Origin of the sequence: Streptomyces manipurensis (assembly GCF_049570255.1) — a bacterium.
GTDB lineage: Bacteria > Actinomycetota > Actinomycetes > Streptomycetales > Streptomycetaceae > Streptomyces > Streptomyces manipurensis.
On record NZ_CP186950.1, the window covers coordinates 5930854 to 5945668 of the forward strand.

General features: G+C 73.6%; 12 protein-coding genes. 5 read left to right on the forward strand and 7 right to left on the reverse strand.

Features of this window, described 5'->3' with window-relative positions:
• Nucleotides 1-60 precede the first annotated feature (60 nt).
• Nucleotides 61-837 carry a hypothetical protein gene (locus ACPU2J_RS27105; RefSeq protein WP_365079479.1) on the forward strand — a complete coding sequence of 259 codons (777 nt, stop codon included), beginning with the start codon at nucleotides 61-63 and terminating at the stop codon, nucleotides 835-837.
• On the opposite strand, the gene ACPU2J_RS27110 is transcribed toward ACPU2J_RS27105, so the two are convergent.
• The 7 genes from ACPU2J_RS27110 to ACPU2J_RS27140 form a co-directional block, all read right to left on the reverse strand.
• Nucleotides 756-1808, reverse strand: a complete 1053-nt coding sequence (locus tag ACPU2J_RS27110; protein ID WP_361597793.1) for a glycosyltransferase family 2 protein — start codon at nucleotides 1806-1808, stop codon at nucleotides 756-758. The two genes, ACPU2J_RS27105 and ACPU2J_RS27110, sit on opposite strands and share 82 nt — an antisense overlap.
• Nucleotides 1805-5107 (reverse strand): DUF4082 domain-containing protein, encoded by a 3303-nt coding sequence (locus ACPU2J_RS27115; RefSeq protein ID WP_423834207.1) that lies wholly within the window; start codon nucleotides 5105-5107, stop codon nucleotides 1805-1807. The genes ACPU2J_RS27110 and ACPU2J_RS27115 overlap by 4 nt, the downstream gene beginning before the upstream one ends.
• Before the next feature lie 31 nt (nucleotides 5108-5138).
• Nucleotides 5139-6254 carry a DegT/DnrJ/EryC1/StrS family aminotransferase gene (locus ACPU2J_RS27120; protein ID WP_420079179.1) on the reverse strand — a complete coding sequence of 372 codons (1116 nt, stop codon included), beginning with the start codon at nucleotides 6252-6254 and terminating at the stop codon, nucleotides 5139-5141.
• Nucleotides 6251-7096: an acetyltransferase gene (locus ACPU2J_RS27125; RefSeq protein WP_423834208.1), complete on the reverse strand. Its 846-nt coding sequence runs from the start codon at nucleotides 7094-7096 to the stop codon at nucleotides 6251-6253. Before ACPU2J_RS27125 ends, ACPU2J_RS27120 begins: the two co-directional genes overlap by 4 nt.
• Entirely contained in the window at nucleotides 7093-8247 is a 1155-nt protein-coding gene (locus tag ACPU2J_RS27130) for a DegT/DnrJ/EryC1/StrS family aminotransferase (RefSeq protein ID WP_420079177.1), read from the reverse strand. Before ACPU2J_RS27130 ends, ACPU2J_RS27125 begins: the two co-directional genes overlap by 4 nt.
• The gene (locus ACPU2J_RS27135; RefSeq protein WP_420079176.1) at nucleotides 8244-9245 is read right to left on the reverse strand and encodes an NAD-dependent epimerase/dehydratase family protein; all 1002 of its coding nucleotides are present in this window, start codon (nucleotides 9243-9245) and stop codon (nucleotides 8244-8246) included. The genes ACPU2J_RS27130 and ACPU2J_RS27135 overlap by 4 nt, the downstream gene beginning before the upstream one ends.
• An 84-nt stretch (nucleotides 9246-9329) precedes the next feature.
• On the reverse strand, nucleotides 9330-10430 hold the full coding sequence (locus ACPU2J_RS27140) for a Gfo/Idh/MocA family protein (RefSeq protein WP_361597811.1): 1101 nt from the start codon (nucleotides 10428-10430) through the stop codon (nucleotides 9330-9332).
• Nucleotides 10431-10815: 385 nt separating this feature from the next.
• On the opposite strand from ACPU2J_RS27140, the gene ACPU2J_RS27145 reads away from it, so the two are divergent.
• The 4 genes from ACPU2J_RS27145 to ACPU2J_RS27160 all read left to right on the forward strand — a co-directional run bounded on the left by ACPU2J_RS27145 (nucleotide 10816) and on the right by ACPU2J_RS27160 (nucleotide 14799).
• Nucleotides 10816-11697 (forward strand): glycosyltransferase, encoded by an 882-nt coding sequence (locus ACPU2J_RS27145; RefSeq protein WP_423834209.1) that lies wholly within the window; start codon nucleotides 10816-10818, stop codon nucleotides 11695-11697.
• A 144-nt stretch (nucleotides 11698-11841) separates the two neighbouring features.
• Complete coding sequence (locus ACPU2J_RS27150) at nucleotides 11842-13269, forward strand: MFS transporter (protein ID WP_423834210.1); 1428 nt, start codon at nucleotides 11842-11844, stop codon at nucleotides 13267-13269.
• Nucleotides 13266-14282 carry a TolB family protein gene (locus ACPU2J_RS27155; protein WP_423834211.1) on the forward strand — a complete coding sequence of 339 codons (1017 nt, stop codon included), beginning with the start codon at nucleotides 13266-13268 and terminating at the stop codon, nucleotides 14280-14282. The genes ACPU2J_RS27150 and ACPU2J_RS27155 overlap by 4 nt, the downstream gene beginning before the upstream one ends.
• A gap of 142 nt (nucleotides 14283-14424) precedes the next feature.
• Entirely contained in the window at nucleotides 14425-14799 is a 375-nt protein-coding gene (locus tag ACPU2J_RS27160) for a low affinity iron permease family protein (RefSeq protein WP_420079172.1), read from the forward strand.
• Nucleotides 14800-14815: the final 16 nt, after the last annotated feature.

Here is a 14815-nt window from a genome sequence, read left to right on the forward strand (position 1 = left end):
ACTCCCCTGACGCGTAGCGGATTTGATGGCGGACCTACCCGGGTCCTGCAAAGATCGGACATGAAGGAAAGGAACCCCGTGTCGCCTGGTGAGTTGGTCCGTGCGTTGCGTCGGCGCTGGTACGTCCTCGTGGTGGCGGCGCTGGTCTCGGCCGCCGGCGCGGCGGCGGTCCTCAGACCCTCGCCGTCCCACCTCAGCTCGGCGATCGTGGTGCTCAAGCCGCCGGTGACCAGCACCCAGCCCAACCAGCTCGCGAACCTCCAGCCGCCGCTGGCCGCCGTCTCCTACGGCGTGGTGCAGCAGCTGGACTCGCCGGCCGGGGCCGAGGAGCTGAGGGCGGCCGGTGTCGCCGGCACGTACCGGATGACGCCGCGCAACAGCGGTACGAGCGTCACCCCGCGCCATCTGATCCCCTCGCTGCAGATCCAGGCGGAGCACCCCGACCCCGCCGTCGCCGACACCTCGGTACGGAAGATCATCGAGGTCTACACCGCGCACCTGAACACCCTCCAGACGCAGCAGGGCATCCCCGCCGGCGCGCGGATGAGCGTGGAGGTCCTGGTGCAGCCGCACGCGGTCGCCCGCACCGGCGACCGGATCCGGGGCCTCGCGGGGGTGGCCCTGCTGGCCGCGGTCTGCGGTGTCACGGCGGCCCTGTGGGCGGACCGGCTCCTCACACGCCGGGACCGGCGCCGGCGCGAGAGCGCCGGCGCCGGTCCCGAGGAGCCTCCGGGAGGACCGGTGGGGACGGAGCATCAGATGCCCCGGCGCTTCCACGACTCCCACCACAGCCACTCGCGCCCGCGGTCGGCCACGGCCGACAGCACCAGCGGCTGAAGGTAGGGCATCGCGCGGGCGCCGATCCGCCGGCGCCGCAGCAGCGCCCGGTACTCACCGAGCTTCGCGTGGCCGCCGCCGGGCAGGCACTCGGCGGCGAACTCCACCAGCTCGTCGACCGGTACCACCGAGGTCCGCCCCCGGTCGTACGCCCGGTAGGCGCGCCGCAGCGCGTACCGGGCGAGCCGGGTCCGCGCCGCGACCGACAGCCGGTCCCGGTCGGGCAGGAGCCCGCCGCACTTGTCGAGCACCGAGGTGAAGGCGACCAGCCGCTGGCGCAGGTCGTCGAGCTGCCCACCGAAGTCCGTGGTGGACATGTTGTTGCCGTGGACCCGGTAGAACGCCTGGTCGGCGCCCCGGACGTAGCCCACGTCGGCGTGCGCCGCGAGCCGCATCCACATCTCGATGTCCCCCGCGTGCGGCAGCTCGGGGTCGTAGCCCCCGACCTTGCGCTGGAGGGCGGTGCGGACGACCACCTCGGGCGAGGTGATGCATCCGGTGCCCTCCCGGAAGCGCCGCTCCAGCCACCACTGCCCGGGGTAGACCACCGATCCGGTGGACCGGGTGCGGGCGGCGGGGAGCGGCCCGCCGTGCGTGAAGCGCAGCGGCCTGCCGTACGCGAACCCGGCCTGCGGGTTCGCGTCGAGCAGGGCCGCGGCGCGCACGAGGGCCCCCGGCACCAGCCGGTCGTCGGCCGAGAGCAGGGCGACGTAGTCCCCGTCGGCCCACTCCAGCAGTCCCTCGTTGTAGGTGGCGATGTGCCCCCGGTTGCGTTCGTGGACCACGACCTCGATCCGGGGGTCGGACGCGGCCAGGGCGCGCGCCACGTCCCCCGAGTCGTCGGGCGAGGCGTCGTCGATGATCAGCACCCGGACGTCGACGCCCGGCTGCTCGTCCAGGACGCTGCGGACGCAGTCGGCCAGGAAGTGGCCGTACTTGTAGCAGGGGATCACCACGCTGACCGTGCTCACTGGCCGGACACCTCCGTGGAACCGTCCGTGGACTGGACGGAGTTCGGCAGGGTGGTGGTGAAGACCGGTCCGACCCAGTAGTTGACGGAGCCGAAGGTGTTCGACGGGAACGCGGTGGCGCTGCCGTACTTGTAGAGCCCGTTGGCGCTTCCGGGAGCGTCGGCCGGGGCGACCAGCGGGTAGGAGCGGTGGGCGCCGGAGAAGTAGCCCCCGTCGACCGAGTAGTTGCCGTTCGGGGCGTGGTAGGACGCCACGTAGGTGGTGCCCGCGGTGATGGGCACGGGCGTGGCGAACTGCAGTTGCTGCCAGCCGGAGAGGGTCTCGCTGCCGAAGGTGCCGGTGGCCAGCAGGGTGCCCGAGGCGGACCACAGGCTGCCCGTGTGGGTGCCGGTGTTCCCGGGACCCTTGTAGAAGGTGACACCCGTGATGTAGCCGTTCACCGCGGACTGGAAGCGGGTGCCCAGCTCCACCGAGTTGGTGTCGGAGCCCACGTTGGCGGTGCTCGGGGTGGCACTGCCGCTCCACAGGGTGCAGGGGCAGTTCACGGTGGGCGGGCTGGCACTGGTGGTGAAGTTCCACGTGACCGGTGCGGCCATGGCGTTGCCCCACAGGTCGGAGGCCTGGACGGACGCCGTGTACGTGGTGTTCAGGGCCAGCTCGGAGGACGGGGCGAAGGTGGCGCTGTTCGAGGCGGGGAGGACCTTGGTCCCCGGGACGGTGGCCCCGCCCGCGTCCTTCACCGTGAAGGTGAGGGTCTCCGCGTCGACGGCCGTGCTGAAGGTGGCGCTCACCGCCGCCGTGATCTGGGTGCCGGTCGCCGCGGACTGCGGTGAGGTCGCGGTGACGGTCGGCGGGGTGGTGCTGGCCGTGGCGGTGTCCAGGACCGCGTCCACCCAGTAGTTGCTGCCGGAGGCGGCCTTGTTCGGGAAGCCGCCGGTGCCGCTGTAGCGGTAGACGCCGTTCCCGCCGTCGGTGCCGCTCTTGAGCGCCGTGAGCGGGGCGAGGCCCGCCTCGGAGGCGGCGAAGGTGTTGTCGAAGGAGTAGCCGCCGTTCGGGGCGAAGTAGGAGGCGACGTAGGTGGTGTTGGGCTTGATCGGCACCGGGCTGGCGAAGTTCAGCTGCTGCCAGCCGGAGGCCGTCTCGTTGGTGAAGGTGCCGGTGGCGAGGCGCTGGCCGGTGCTGCTCCACAGGCTGCCGGTGTGCGTCCCGGTGTTGGCGGGGGACTTGTAGAACCGGACTCCCGTGATCGAGCCGGCCACCGATGAGCGGATCTTCACGCCGAGCTCGACGGCGCTGCCGTCACCGGCGTTGACCGTTCCGGGCACGGCCGCGGCCGGCCACACGGTGCAGGGGCACTGCTGGGGGCCGACGGTCAGCGGGACCGTGGTGGTCGCGCCGATGTTGACGCTGTCGTCGACCGCGCGCACCTTGATCTGGACGGGGCCGGGGACGGTCGGGGTCCACTGGTAGCTCCACGAGCCGAGGCCCGTCGTCGCCTTCCAGGTGGTCCCGCCGTCGGTGGACACCTCCACGCGGGCCACGACACCGCCGCCGGTGTCGGTCGCCGTCCCGGTGACGGTCACGGGCCGCAGCGCCGGCACGGTGGCGTTCGCCGCCGGGCTGGTCACCGTGATGCCGGGGCCCACGGTGTCCGTGGAGGCGGTCGAGGCGACCAGGTCGCTCTGCAACGACTTGGGCTGGACGCCCATGTCGGCGAACACGTTCACCGTGGCCTGCTGCATCCGCTTGTCGGCGGTGACCACGGTGTCGTCCGGGTTGGATGTGGGCATGTTGGTCAGGCCCCAGGACCACTGCACCGTTCCCGCGCCGAACACCAGCGCGTGCGAGGTCTGGTCGCGGAAGGCCACCAGGCTGTGCGTCGCGGTCCCGTTGCCGTAGGTGTTGCCGTAGTCCTTCAGGAGCTTGCCGTCCTCGATGTCGACCGTCGTGGACGACATCTGGATCTGTCCGGCGGGCCGGCTGGCGTTCTCCACGTCGCTGTCCCACTCGTAGCCGAGCGTGCCCTGCGGGAACGTGGCCGTCTGCGAGGGGGTGAGGTTGGCGACCGTGGTGTTGCGCCACAGGCGCTGCTTGGCGAAGGTGCCCGGCACCGTGATCGCGTCACTGCGGTAGCCGTTGACGCTGAACATCGAGCCGGTCAGCTGGTTCTGCGGCTGGAAGGGCCGGCCGTTCGTGGCGCTGGCCGGGTCCATGAAGGTGCCGGTCCAGATCCCGCTCGGGTCGGGGACGCCGTTGGGCTGGGGGAAGGACAGCTTGGTCTCCTTGTACGAGACCAGCGTCCGGTCGGGGGTGTTCGTCCCGTCGATGCTCGGGGAGAGCCGGGTCTTCCAGAAGATCTCGTTGCCCGCGAAGTACGTCTGGTGCTGCCCGGCGCGGCGCGCGTTCAGGGCGTTGGTGAACTGGTCCTGGGTCCAGTACTCGTCGTGCCCGGAGGACATGAACACCTTGTGGTTCTGCAGCAGGGTCGCGCCGCGCACCGACATGTCGATGCCGGACATGTAGCTCACGTCGTAGCCGTTGCGCTCCAGCCAGGCGACCATCTGGAACTCGGAACCGTAGATCCCGTTGTCCCCGCCGATGTCCATCGGCCGGTTGTAGCTGACCTCGTAGGCCCGCCCGTCGGGCGCCGGCCCGCCGCCGTCGTAGAGGTCCTGGCCGCCGTAGTTGTTGTACGCCTGCCAGGTCTGGTCGCTGGTCTGCACGACGATGTCGGAGTGGCTGGAGTCCTTGCGGACCACGAACGGGTAGGGCATCACGCCGTTGCCGTCGGCCTGGTCGAAGTTGGCGACGTAGAGACCGGACACGGCGTCGGCCGGCACGGTCCACGAGGCCGTGGTGGGCCAGTTGCCGCAGTCGACCAGCCCGGTGGAGGCCTTGGTGGTGCAGGCGGCCGGGTTCCCGCCCGGCGCGAAGTTCGCCGGGTAGGTCTGGGCGGCCTGGGCCGCGGTCGACATCAGCCGGGCACCGGTGCCCCCGTAGTGGCCGAGGCGGTACACCGACACCTTGTACGACGTCGGGGACTGGACCTTGAAGTGCAGGGTCTCGCCGGCCTGGACGCTCGTCCGGTCCGGGAATCCCTTGATGTCGCCGTAGGCGCTGGGTGCGAACCACTCCTCCGTCGGGGTGCCCGGCTTGGAGTTCTCGCAGACGATCGCGTTCGTGGTGGGACCGCAGGGATCGGCCGCTCCGGCCACCGCGGCCGGGGGGAGGGCCGTGGCCAGCAGGGCCGCCGCCACGGTGAACAGACCGTGGCGGAGGGACCTTGTCCGTCGTTTCATGGGGACCTCATCGGGTTCACGCCGGCGCGGGTCAGCGCAGGGCGTCGGAGAGCGCTTCCACGACCCGCTGCTGCTGCGCGGCGGTGATCTGCGGGAAGAGGGGGAGGGAGAGCATGCGGTCCGCAGCCTGCTCCGCGTGCGGGAAGGCCCCGCGACCGTGACCGAGGTGGCCGAAGGCCGGGGTGAGGTGGACCGGGGACGGGTAGTGCACGCCCGCGCCGATCCCCTCCGCGTTGAGCTTGCCGACGACGGTGTCGCGGTCCGCTCCGGAGATCCGCACGACGTACAGGTGCCAGACGTGGACGTTGCCCTCCGCGGTGACCGGAAGGGTGAGACGGCCGTCGGCGGCCAGGTCGCCGAGCAGTTCGCCGTAGCGGTCGGCCGCGGCCCGACGGGCGGCGTTGCCCTCCGCCAGACGGGCCAGCTTCGCGCGCAGCACCACGGCCTGCAGCCCGTCCAGCCGGCTGTTGAAGCCCGCCACGTCGTGGCGGTACTTGGCCACCCCGCCGTGGTTGGCCAGCGCCCGCACCAGGTCGGCGCGCTCCGCGTCGTCGGTCACCACCGCGCCCGCGTCCCCGTACGCGCCGAGGTTCTTGCCCGGGTAGAAGCTGGTGGCGGCGATCGTGCCGCTGCCGGGGGAGCGGCCCCGGCGGGTGGCGCCCTGGCTCTGCGCCGCGTCCTCGACGACCGCGACGTGCGGGGGAAGGTGCTCCGCCAGTTCGGCGGCGTCCGCGCACTGCCCGTACAGGTGCACGGGGACCACCGCGCGGGTGGCCGTGCCGACGGCGTCCAGCGCGGCCTGCGGGTCCATCAGCAGGGTGTCCGGCAGGCAGTCGACGAGCACCGGCCGGGCACCGATCCGGGCCACGGCTCCGGCGGTGGCGATGAAGGTGTTGGCGGGCAGCACCACCTCGTCGCCGACGCCCACCCCGGAGGCGCGCAGGGCCAGTTCGAGGGCGTCGGTGCCGTTGGCGACACCCACGCAGTGCCCGACCCCGGCGAAGCCGGCGTACTCCTGCTCGAAGGCCCGGACCTCCGCCCCGCCGATGAAGGCCGTGTCGGCCAGCACCCGGTCGAACCCTGCCCTTAACTCCTCGGCGACCTCGGCGTGCGCGGCCTTGAGGTCGACCAGCGGTATCTGGTTCATACGACGGGACTCTCCATCCGTGTCTCCGGCCGCCGGCCGTCCGGGCCGGTGCCGTCTTCCGTGCCGTGCGCCGCTGCCCGTGCGGGCACCAGCGGCTTTCCGGCGGGCCCGCCGGGTGTCCCCGTCGTACGGGCCAGTTCGGCGAGGGCCGTGGCCCCCGCCGGCCGCAGGAGGCGGGCCGGACTGCCGGCCCACACCTCCCCGGCCGGGACGTCCGCGAGGACGGTGCTGCCCATGCCGGTCAGCGACCAGGCGCCGATCCGGGCGTACTCCCGGACCAGCGCACCCGCCCCCACGTACGCCCCCGTCCCCACCCGGACCCCGCCGCCCAGGCGGACGCCCGAGGCGAGGGTGGCGAAGGAACCGATCTCGTCCTCGTGGGTGAGCACCACCTGCGGCATGACCGCCACGTGGGACCCGACCCGGACCCCGGCCGTCAGCGCGCAGTGCGCGAGCAGCACCGACCCCGGGCCCAGGACCGAGGACGCCGAGACGGCGGCCGTGGGATGGACCACCGTCGCCCAGCGGTGCCCCGGGAGCCCCAGGCGCCGTACGAGGCGGGCCCGTACCGCGTAGTCCCGCGGGCTGCCCACGCAGACCACCACCCGTGCGGCGGGCAGCTCGTGGACCAGGTCGCAGCCGCCGAGCACCGCCACCCCGTCGACGTCACGGCCCAGCAGGGCCGGATCGTCGTCGAGGTGCCCGGCCAGCCGCCACCGCGGGGGGCGGCCCGCCGCGGTGTCCGCGGCGGCCACGTCCCGCACAGCCTGCGCGGTCTCCCGCGCGAACCCTCCCGCCCCGACGATCAGCAGGTCCTCGGTGGCGGCGCCCGCCCCGATCATCCGCCCGCCCGATCCCGCAGCACGGCCACCACCCGGTCCTGCTGGGCGGCGGTCATCGTGTGGAACAGCGGCAGGATCAGGGAGTCGCGGGTGATCCGCTCGGTCACCGGCAGGGCCGCGGCCCCGTGGCCCGCGTACGCCGGCTCCAGGTGCGAGGCCATGATGCCGCGCCGGGCGGAGATCCCGGCCTCCGACAGCACCGCCAGCAGCTCGTCGCGGCCCACGGGGAACTCCGGCTCCAACAGCACCCAGTACGACTGGAAGTTGCCCTCGCCGTACGCGGGATCACGGACCGGACGCACCCCCGGGACCCCGGCCAGCAGCTCCCCGTACCGGGCGGCGAGCGCCCGCCGCCGGGCGACGATCTCGTCCAGCCTGCCGAGCTGCACCAGACCGACCGCGGCCTGGATGTCGGTCATCCGGAAGTTGTAGCCGACCTCCAGATAGCTCTCGACGATCGGCGTGCTGCTCGCGTGGCGCTGCGCCGCGGACACGTTCATCCCGTGTTCCCGCAGCCGGCGCAGCCGCTCCGCCCACTGCCCGTCGTCCGTGGTCAGCATGCCGCCCTCGCCGGTGGTGATCACCTTGCGGGGGTGGAAGGACCAGGCGGCGAGCAGGGCGCCGTGCCCGACGGACTTCCCGCCGACCGTCGCGCCGATGCCGCAGGCCGCGTCCTCCACCAGCGCCACGTCCCACTCGGCGCACGCCGCGCGCAGCGCGGGCACGTCCGCGGGCACGCCGCCCTGGTGCACGACGAGCACCGCCCTGGTCCGGGGCGTGCGGACCGCGTCCACGGTGGCCGCCGTCAGGTTGCCGGTGGCCTCCTCGACGTCCGCGAACACGGGCCGGGCGCCGACGTAGCGCACCGCGTTGGCCGTGGCGATGAACGACAGGGACGGGACGATCACCTCGTCGCCCGGCCCCAGCTCCAGGGCCAGCAGGGCCAGGTGCAGGGCGGTGGTGCACGAGCTGACGGCGACGGCGTGCCCGGCGCCCACCCGCTCCGCGAAGGCCCGCTCGAACTCCGCGACCCGGGGGCCCTGGGCCACCCATCCGGAGAGCACGGCGTCGGCGGCCGCCCGGGCCTCCTCCTCGCCGAGCCAGGGCACCATCACCGGGATGCGGTCCGCGGCGGTGTCGGGCGCGCTCATCGGCCCGCCTGCGCGGTGCCGCCGGTGGTGTCGGCGGCGCGTTCGGCCCGCCACCAGTCGACCAGGTCCCGCAGCCCGGTCCGCAGGTCGATCTCCGCGGTGAAGCCGAGGCGTTCGGAGGCCAGCGAGGTGTCCGCGAGCCGGCGGGTCACCCCGTTCACGGCCCGGGCCGGCCCGTGCTCCGGCACCAGGCCGTCCGCGTCCATGGCCTCCAACAGGCCCTGCGCGAGCTGGAGCAGGCTGGTCTCGGTGCCGTGCGCGACGTTGAACACCTCGTCGGTCAGGTCCGATTCGGCGGCCAGCAGGTTGGCGCGCGCGATGTCCCGCACGTCCACGAAGTCCATGGTCTGCGTGCCGTCGCCGAGGATCAGCGGCGGCTCGCCCCCCGCGATCCGCTCCATCCAGCGGATCAGCACCTCCGTGTACAGCCCGTGGATGTCCATCCGCGGCCCGTACACGTTGAAGTAGCGCAGGGCGACGTAGTCCAGTCCGTACATGGAGTGGAAGCTGCGCAGCATCCCCTCGTTGAAGGCCTTCGCCGCCCCGTAGAAGGTGTCGTTGTGGTAGGGGTGGTGGCGTTCGGTCGTCGGGAAGGTCTCGGCCAGCCCGTAGACCGAGGCCGAGGAGGAGGCGATCACCTTGCCGACCCCGGCCGCGGCCGCCGCCTCCAGCACGTTGAACGTGCCGTCCACCATGACCTCGTTCGCCAGCCGCGGCTCCTCCGCGCACTGGGTGATCCGGATGGCGGCCAGGTGGAAGACCAGGTCGGCCCCCTCGGTCGCCTTGCGCACCGCCGTCACGTCGCGGATGTCGCCTTCGACGACCTCCACCACGCCGCTCGGCAGGGCGCGGGCCAGGTTGGCCGTCCGCCCCCGCACGAAGTTGTCGAGCACCACGATCTCGCGTGCCCCGTTGTCCACCAGCTGGTCCACCACGTGCGAGCCGATGGTGCCCGCTCCTCCGGTGACCAGAATCCTCTTGCCTCGTACCTTGCTCAACGCCCTGCCCCCACTGGTTCGTTCGTGGTGTTGCGTGTGACGGAAATGCGATGGGTCCGCGGCCGGCCCGCCGGACCGCGGGGGTCAGCGCCCGGTGCGCAGCCCGACGACCGCGCCGCGGAACTCCAGGCTCCGGGAGGCGGCCTCGAGGATGTCGAGCACCTTCAGGCCGGCCCGGCCGTCGGTCAGGGCCGGCCGCCCCGTGCGGATGGCGTCGGCGAACTCCTCGACCATGCTGCGCAGGGCCTCCTTCTCGCCGATCGCCGGCGCGACCATGTCGCCGGTCCGGTACGAGACGAGCATGTCGCGGCGCTCGTCGGCGCCGATCTCCTGCGGGGTGCTGAGCTCCACGCCGCGGTCGAACACCGAGACGCGCTGCGTGGGGTCGAGGTCGTCCCAGACCAGGGTGCGCTTGGACCCGCCGACCATGGTGGTGCGCACCTTCGTCGGGGAGAGCCAGTTGACGTGCACGTGCGCGATGGCGCCGGTGTTCAGCTGAAGGGTCAGGTAGGCCACGCAGGACTGGCCGGTCCCGATCGGGTCGGCGCCGTGCGCCGCGACCGCGACCGGTTCGACGTGGTCGGGGAGGATGAAGTCGAGGACCGACAGGTCGTGCGGGGCCAGGTCCCACAGGACGTCGATGTCCTTCTGGACCAGGCCCAGGTTGATCCGTACGGAGTCCACGTAGTGGATCTCGCCCAGTTCCCCGGAGCGCACCATGTCCCGGATCCGGCCCACGGCCGGGGTGTAGCAGTAGGTGTGGTCGCACATCAGGGTGAGGCCGCGCTCCTCGGCCTCGGTGACCAGCCGCAGCCCGTCCTCGTAGGTGGCGGCGAGGGGCTTCTCCACCAGGACGTGCTTGCCGGCCCGCAGCGCGGCCAGCGCGACGTCCAGGTGCGTTCCGGCCGGAGTGGCCACGGCGACCGCGTCGACCGAGGGGTCGGCGAGGACGGCCGCGTAGTCCGCGGTCGCCTGGACCGTGGAGTAGCCGCCGAGCACCTGCCGGGCCCGGTCCACGTCCAGGTCGCACAGCCACTGCAGCCGGAACTCCGGGCTGGACTGGAAGTTGCGGACGAGGTTGGGCCCCCAGTAACCGGCGCCGACCACGGCGACGCCTAAGGGGGCGTCGGCCCCCCGGCCGGCGGATCCGGCGTCCTGCCCCGTGTCCTTCGCGGTGTTCTTCACAGCGTTCCCCTTCCTTCCGCGCACGCCGGACGGCGTGACGACAACCCATGGCCGGGACGCGTGTGATGGAGGGAAATGCCGTCGACGGCAGGCCGGACACCCGCGCGTGGCATGTCCGACCTGCTCAACGGTGATGGCCCCCCACAACCGATGCTCTGCGTGAACCGCGTGTTCCGCCCCCCGGCCCGACCGCCCGTTCCCCACAAGCGGCCGAACCCGTAACGCCCTTGCCGTATCCGGAAGGTGCCCTCCGGGCAGCGCCGAGGCGTGTCGGAGAAGCATGCCGATTCCGGTCGGCGCCGTTCAATCTAGACCACCGGGCTTACGTCCGGGCAGACTTGACGGAAACGCCTGGAGCGGGTGTTCGACGGTGCATACTGCCCGGGTGACCAGCATCGTGATACCGGCCCACAACGAAGGCCGGGTCATCGGCCGGCTCCTCGACGAACTCCTGGCCGACCCCCATGCGTCCGGCCCCGACGTCGTCGTGGTGTGCAACGGCTGTACCGACGACACCGCCCGGGTCGCGGCCGCGCGCGGAGACCGCGTCCGGGTCGTGGAGATCCCCGTCCCCTCCAAGCACGCGGCGCTCCGGGCCGGGGACGAGCACGCCCGCGGATTCCCACGGCTGTACGTGGACGCAGACGTCGTGCTCGGCGCCGCCGACGTGCGGGCCCTGACCGACGAGCTCGCCGGGGACCCCGGCCTGCTGGCCGCGGCCCCGGGACGGCTGATCCCGCTCGCGGGCGCCGCCTGGCCTGTGCGCGCCTACTACCGGGTGTGGCAGCGCCTGCCCGCCGTGCGCGAGGGCCTGTTCGGCCGCGGGGTCATCGCCGTGACCGAGGAGGGGCACGAGCGGATCGCGGCCCTGCCTCCGCTGATGGCCGACGACCTGGCCGCCTCCCTCGCCTTCGGGCCGGGGGAGCGGCGCGTGGTCGACTCCGCCCGGGTGGTCGTGCACCCGCCGCGCACCTGGTCCGACCTCGTCCGCCGCAAGGTCCGGGCGGCCACCTCGACGGCCGAGCTGGAGTCCCTGCAGGCCACGGGGCAGCTGAAGGTTCCCGGGGACGGGCGGGCGCAGGACGCCCCCTCGGCGCGCACCGGCGGCTCCGACCTGCGCGCGATGCTGCGCGCCGACCCGGAACTGCTGCCCGCGGTCGCGGTGTTCGCGGCGGCCGCGCTCGCCGCCCGCCGACGGTCCCGCAGGGCGATCCGGGAGCAGGACTTCTCCACCTGGCTGCGCGACGAGAGCAGCCGCCGGGGCTGACGCGGCGGGGCCGGCCAGGACCGGCCGGTCCCGGCCGTCACCGGCCGATTCCCGCCGTACGCACCGCAGTTGGCCCGTACAAGCATTAGGGTTCCACTCGCACGTCCGAGTGATCCGCACCGTTGGCATCGGGGGCTCCAGAGCATGTACCTCGCGGACCGCTCCGCGCCCGCGGGCGAGCAGGACGGGACGACCGCGGCGCGGGCGGCCGGGGGCCGCACCACCCCGGTGGTGGCCTCCGCCGTCGTCGCCCTGGGAACGGTCAGCCTGATCACCGACGTCTCCTCCGAGATGGTCACCGCCGTCCTGCCGCTCTACCTGATCGCGGGACTGGGCCTGAGCCCGCTCGGCTTCGGCGCCCTCGACGGTGTCTACAACGGGGTCAGCGCCCTGGTCCAGCTGACCGGCGGCCACCTCGCCGACCGGGTCCGCAACCACAAGCTGATCGCCGGTATCGGCTACGGCCTCTCCGCCCTGTGCAAACCCCTGCTGCTGCTCGCCCACAGCCTCGGCCCGATCAGCGTGGTCCTCGCCCTCGAACGGACCGGCAAGGGCCTGCGCACCGCGCCGCGCGACGCGCTGATCTCCCTGTCCGCGCCGCCCGAGGCCCAGGGCCGCGCCTTCGGCCTGCACCGGGCCATGGACACCACGGGCGCCCTGCTCGGCCCGCTCGCGGCCTTCCTCGTCCTGAGCGTGGCCGTCGACGGCTACGACGCCGTCTTCGCCGTCAGCGGCTGCGTCGCCGTGCTCGGCGTCGTCGTGCTCATCCTCTTCGTCCCGTCCGGCGCACCGCAGGCGCCGCCGGCCCGGCCCGCCGCGACGGGCGCTCCGGCCGTTACCGGCCCCCCGGCCGTGAAGGGCGCTGTGGCCGTGACGGGCGCCCCCGCCGGTCCGGGACCCGTACGCCTGCGGGACGCCCTCGGCCTGCTGCGCCTACCGCGGTTGCGTTCCCTGGCGTTGTGCGCGGTCCTCCTCGGCCTGACCACCGTCAGCGACGCCTTCGTCTACCTGCTGCTCCAGCGCCGCACCGGCCTCGGCGATCAGTGGTTCGCCCTGCTGCCGCTGGGGACCGCCGCCGTGTTCCTGCTGCTGGCCCTGCCGGCGGGCGCGCTCGCCGACCGGATCGGCCGCCGCACGGTCTTCCTCGCCGGGCACGCCCTCCTGCTCGCCGGGTACGCCCTGCTGCTGTGGGCCCCCGACTGGCCGGCGCTGCCCTACCTCGTCCTCGCCCTGCACGGCATGTTCTACGCCGCCACCGACGGGGTGCTGCCCGCCGCCGTCGCCGCCACCGTCCCCGAGGCGCTGCGCGCCACCGGTCTGGCCCTCGTCGGCACCGGCCAGGCCCTCGCCCGCTTCGCCTGCTCCCTGGCCTTCGGCGGCGCCTGGACGCTGTGGGGGCCCGGGCCCGCCCTCGCCGTCGCGGCGGCCGGACTGCTCTGCTCGGCGGTCGTCGCCGGCCGCGTGCTGCGCCCCGCCGCCGGCCCGGACGCCGACCGCGCCGCCCCGTCGGCCGCGGACCCCGGGGACGCCCCGACCACCGACCCGTCACGCAGTGCGCGAGGAACCGGATGACCCGCTCACGCCGCCTGCTCGTCCTCCTGGTGGCGGTCCTGCTGCTCGGCGGTGTCGCCGCAGCCTGGGTCCTGTACGCCGCCGACCGCGCCGACCGGCCCGGCTCGGGCGGCCCGGCCGCCGCCGCGGGCGCCGTGGCACTGACGCCCGGGCAGGACGCGCTGGCCTTCCTCGGCAGCGGGCAGGGCCCGCAGCGCGGCGCCGTCGCCTCGGTCCCCGCCGTGGGCCCCGACGGACCCCGCACGGTCTCCGACCTCACCTGCCAGCGGTTCCACGCCGCCGCCGGCACCGGCGTCTGCCTGCGCTCCACGCCGGGCGCGCTGGCCCAGGACAACAAGGCCCTGATCGTCGACGCCGAGCTGCGCACGGTGCGCAGCTTCCCCCTCGCGGGCACGCCGAGCCGGGCCCGGGTCTCGCCCAGCGGGCGGTTCGCCGCCTGGACCGTGTTCGTCTCCGGCGAGTCGTACGGCGCGGCGTTCTTCTCCACCCGTACGGCCGTCCTGGACACCCGCACCTGGAAGCTGGAGGCCAACCTGGAGGAGTTCGCCATCACGATGGACGGCCGGGACTACCGGGCACAGGACGTGAACTTCTGGGGCGTCACCTTCGCCAAGGACGACGACACCTTCTACGCCACCCTCTCGACCGACGGGCGGACCCACTTGGTGAAGGGCTCGGTCTCCCGGCGGTCCGTCACCACGCTGGTGCAGAACGTCGAGTGCCCGTCGCTGTCGCCCGACGAGACGCGCATCGCCTACAAGAAGCGGGTGCGGCCCGGAGCCGCGCTGTGGCGGGAACACGTGATGGACCTGTCGACCCTGCGCGACCACCCGCTGGCGGAGAAGCACAGCGTGGACGACCAGGCCCTCTGGCTCGACGACCGCACCCTCGCCTACGCCCTGCCCACCGAGGGGGCCGCCGACAGCACCGACCTGTGGACCGTGCCCGCGGACGGCGGCGGCAGCCCCCGGCTGCTGACGCCGGGCGCCTCCTCCCCGGCCCGCCTGCGCTGAGCCCCGCCGGGTTCCGCCGGGGGACCGGCGGCCGGACCCGGCGTGCGGGAGCCGCCACCGACCGGCCGCAGCCGCTGCCCCGCCGGGGGTACGCGGCGGTCCGCGAGGATTCGGGTCCGCGCGGACCGGGCAGGCGCCCGGCATGACCTTCGACCATCCCGCGAAGAGGAAGGACGGGAAGGGGGAGCTCGGCCGCTTCGAGAAGCTCGCGGAACTGGCATCCAACTTCACCAGCTCCGCCGCCTTCTCCGCGTTCTGCGTCCTGCTGGTGGCCACCTTCCTCACGGTCCACGTGCTCCACCTCGCGCCGACCTGGCAGCACCTGGTCGGCGACGCGATGGGAGCGGTCTCGCTCCTGCTGCTGGCCCTGCTGAAGAACTCCGAGCGCCGCGCCGAGCACGCGATCCAGCTCAAGCTGAACGCCATCGCCGCGGCCCTGCTGGAGCAGCAGGAGGGGCACGGGGGACAGGCGCACCAGGACCTCCGCAAGGCCATCGGCAGCGAGGACGAGTCCTGAGGACCGCCCCCCGCCG

Coding starts and splice junctions, on each gene's coding strand:
- ACPU2J_RS27105 (WP_365079479.1), top strand. CDS start 61: ATGAAGGAAAGGAACCCCGTGTCGCCTGGTGAGTTGGTCCGTGCGTTG.
- ACPU2J_RS27115 (WP_423834207.1), bottom strand. CDS start 5,107: ATGAAACGACGGACAAGGTCCCTCCGCCACGGTCTGTTCACCGTGGCG.
- ACPU2J_RS27120 (WP_420079179.1), bottom strand. CDS start 6,254: ATGAACCAGATACCGCTGGTCGACCTCAAGGCCGCGCACGCCGAGGTC.
- ACPU2J_RS27125 (WP_423834208.1), bottom strand. CDS start 7,096: ATGATCGGGGCGGGCGCCGCCACCGAGGACCTGCTGATCGTCGGGGCG.
- ACPU2J_RS27130 (WP_420079177.1), bottom strand. CDS start 8,247: ATGAGCGCGCCCGACACCGCCGCGGACCGCATCCCGGTGATGGTGCCC.
- ACPU2J_RS27150 (WP_423834210.1), top strand. CDS start 11,842: ATGTACCTCGCGGACCGCTCCGCGCCCGCGGGCGAGCAGGACGGGACG.
- ACPU2J_RS27155 (WP_423834211.1), top strand. CDS start 13,266: ATGACCCGCTCACGCCGCCTGCTCGTCCTCCTGGTGGCGGTCCTGCTG.
- ACPU2J_RS27160 (WP_420079172.1), top strand. CDS start 14,425: ATGACCTTCGACCATCCCGCGAAGAGGAAGGACGGGAAGGGGGAGCTC.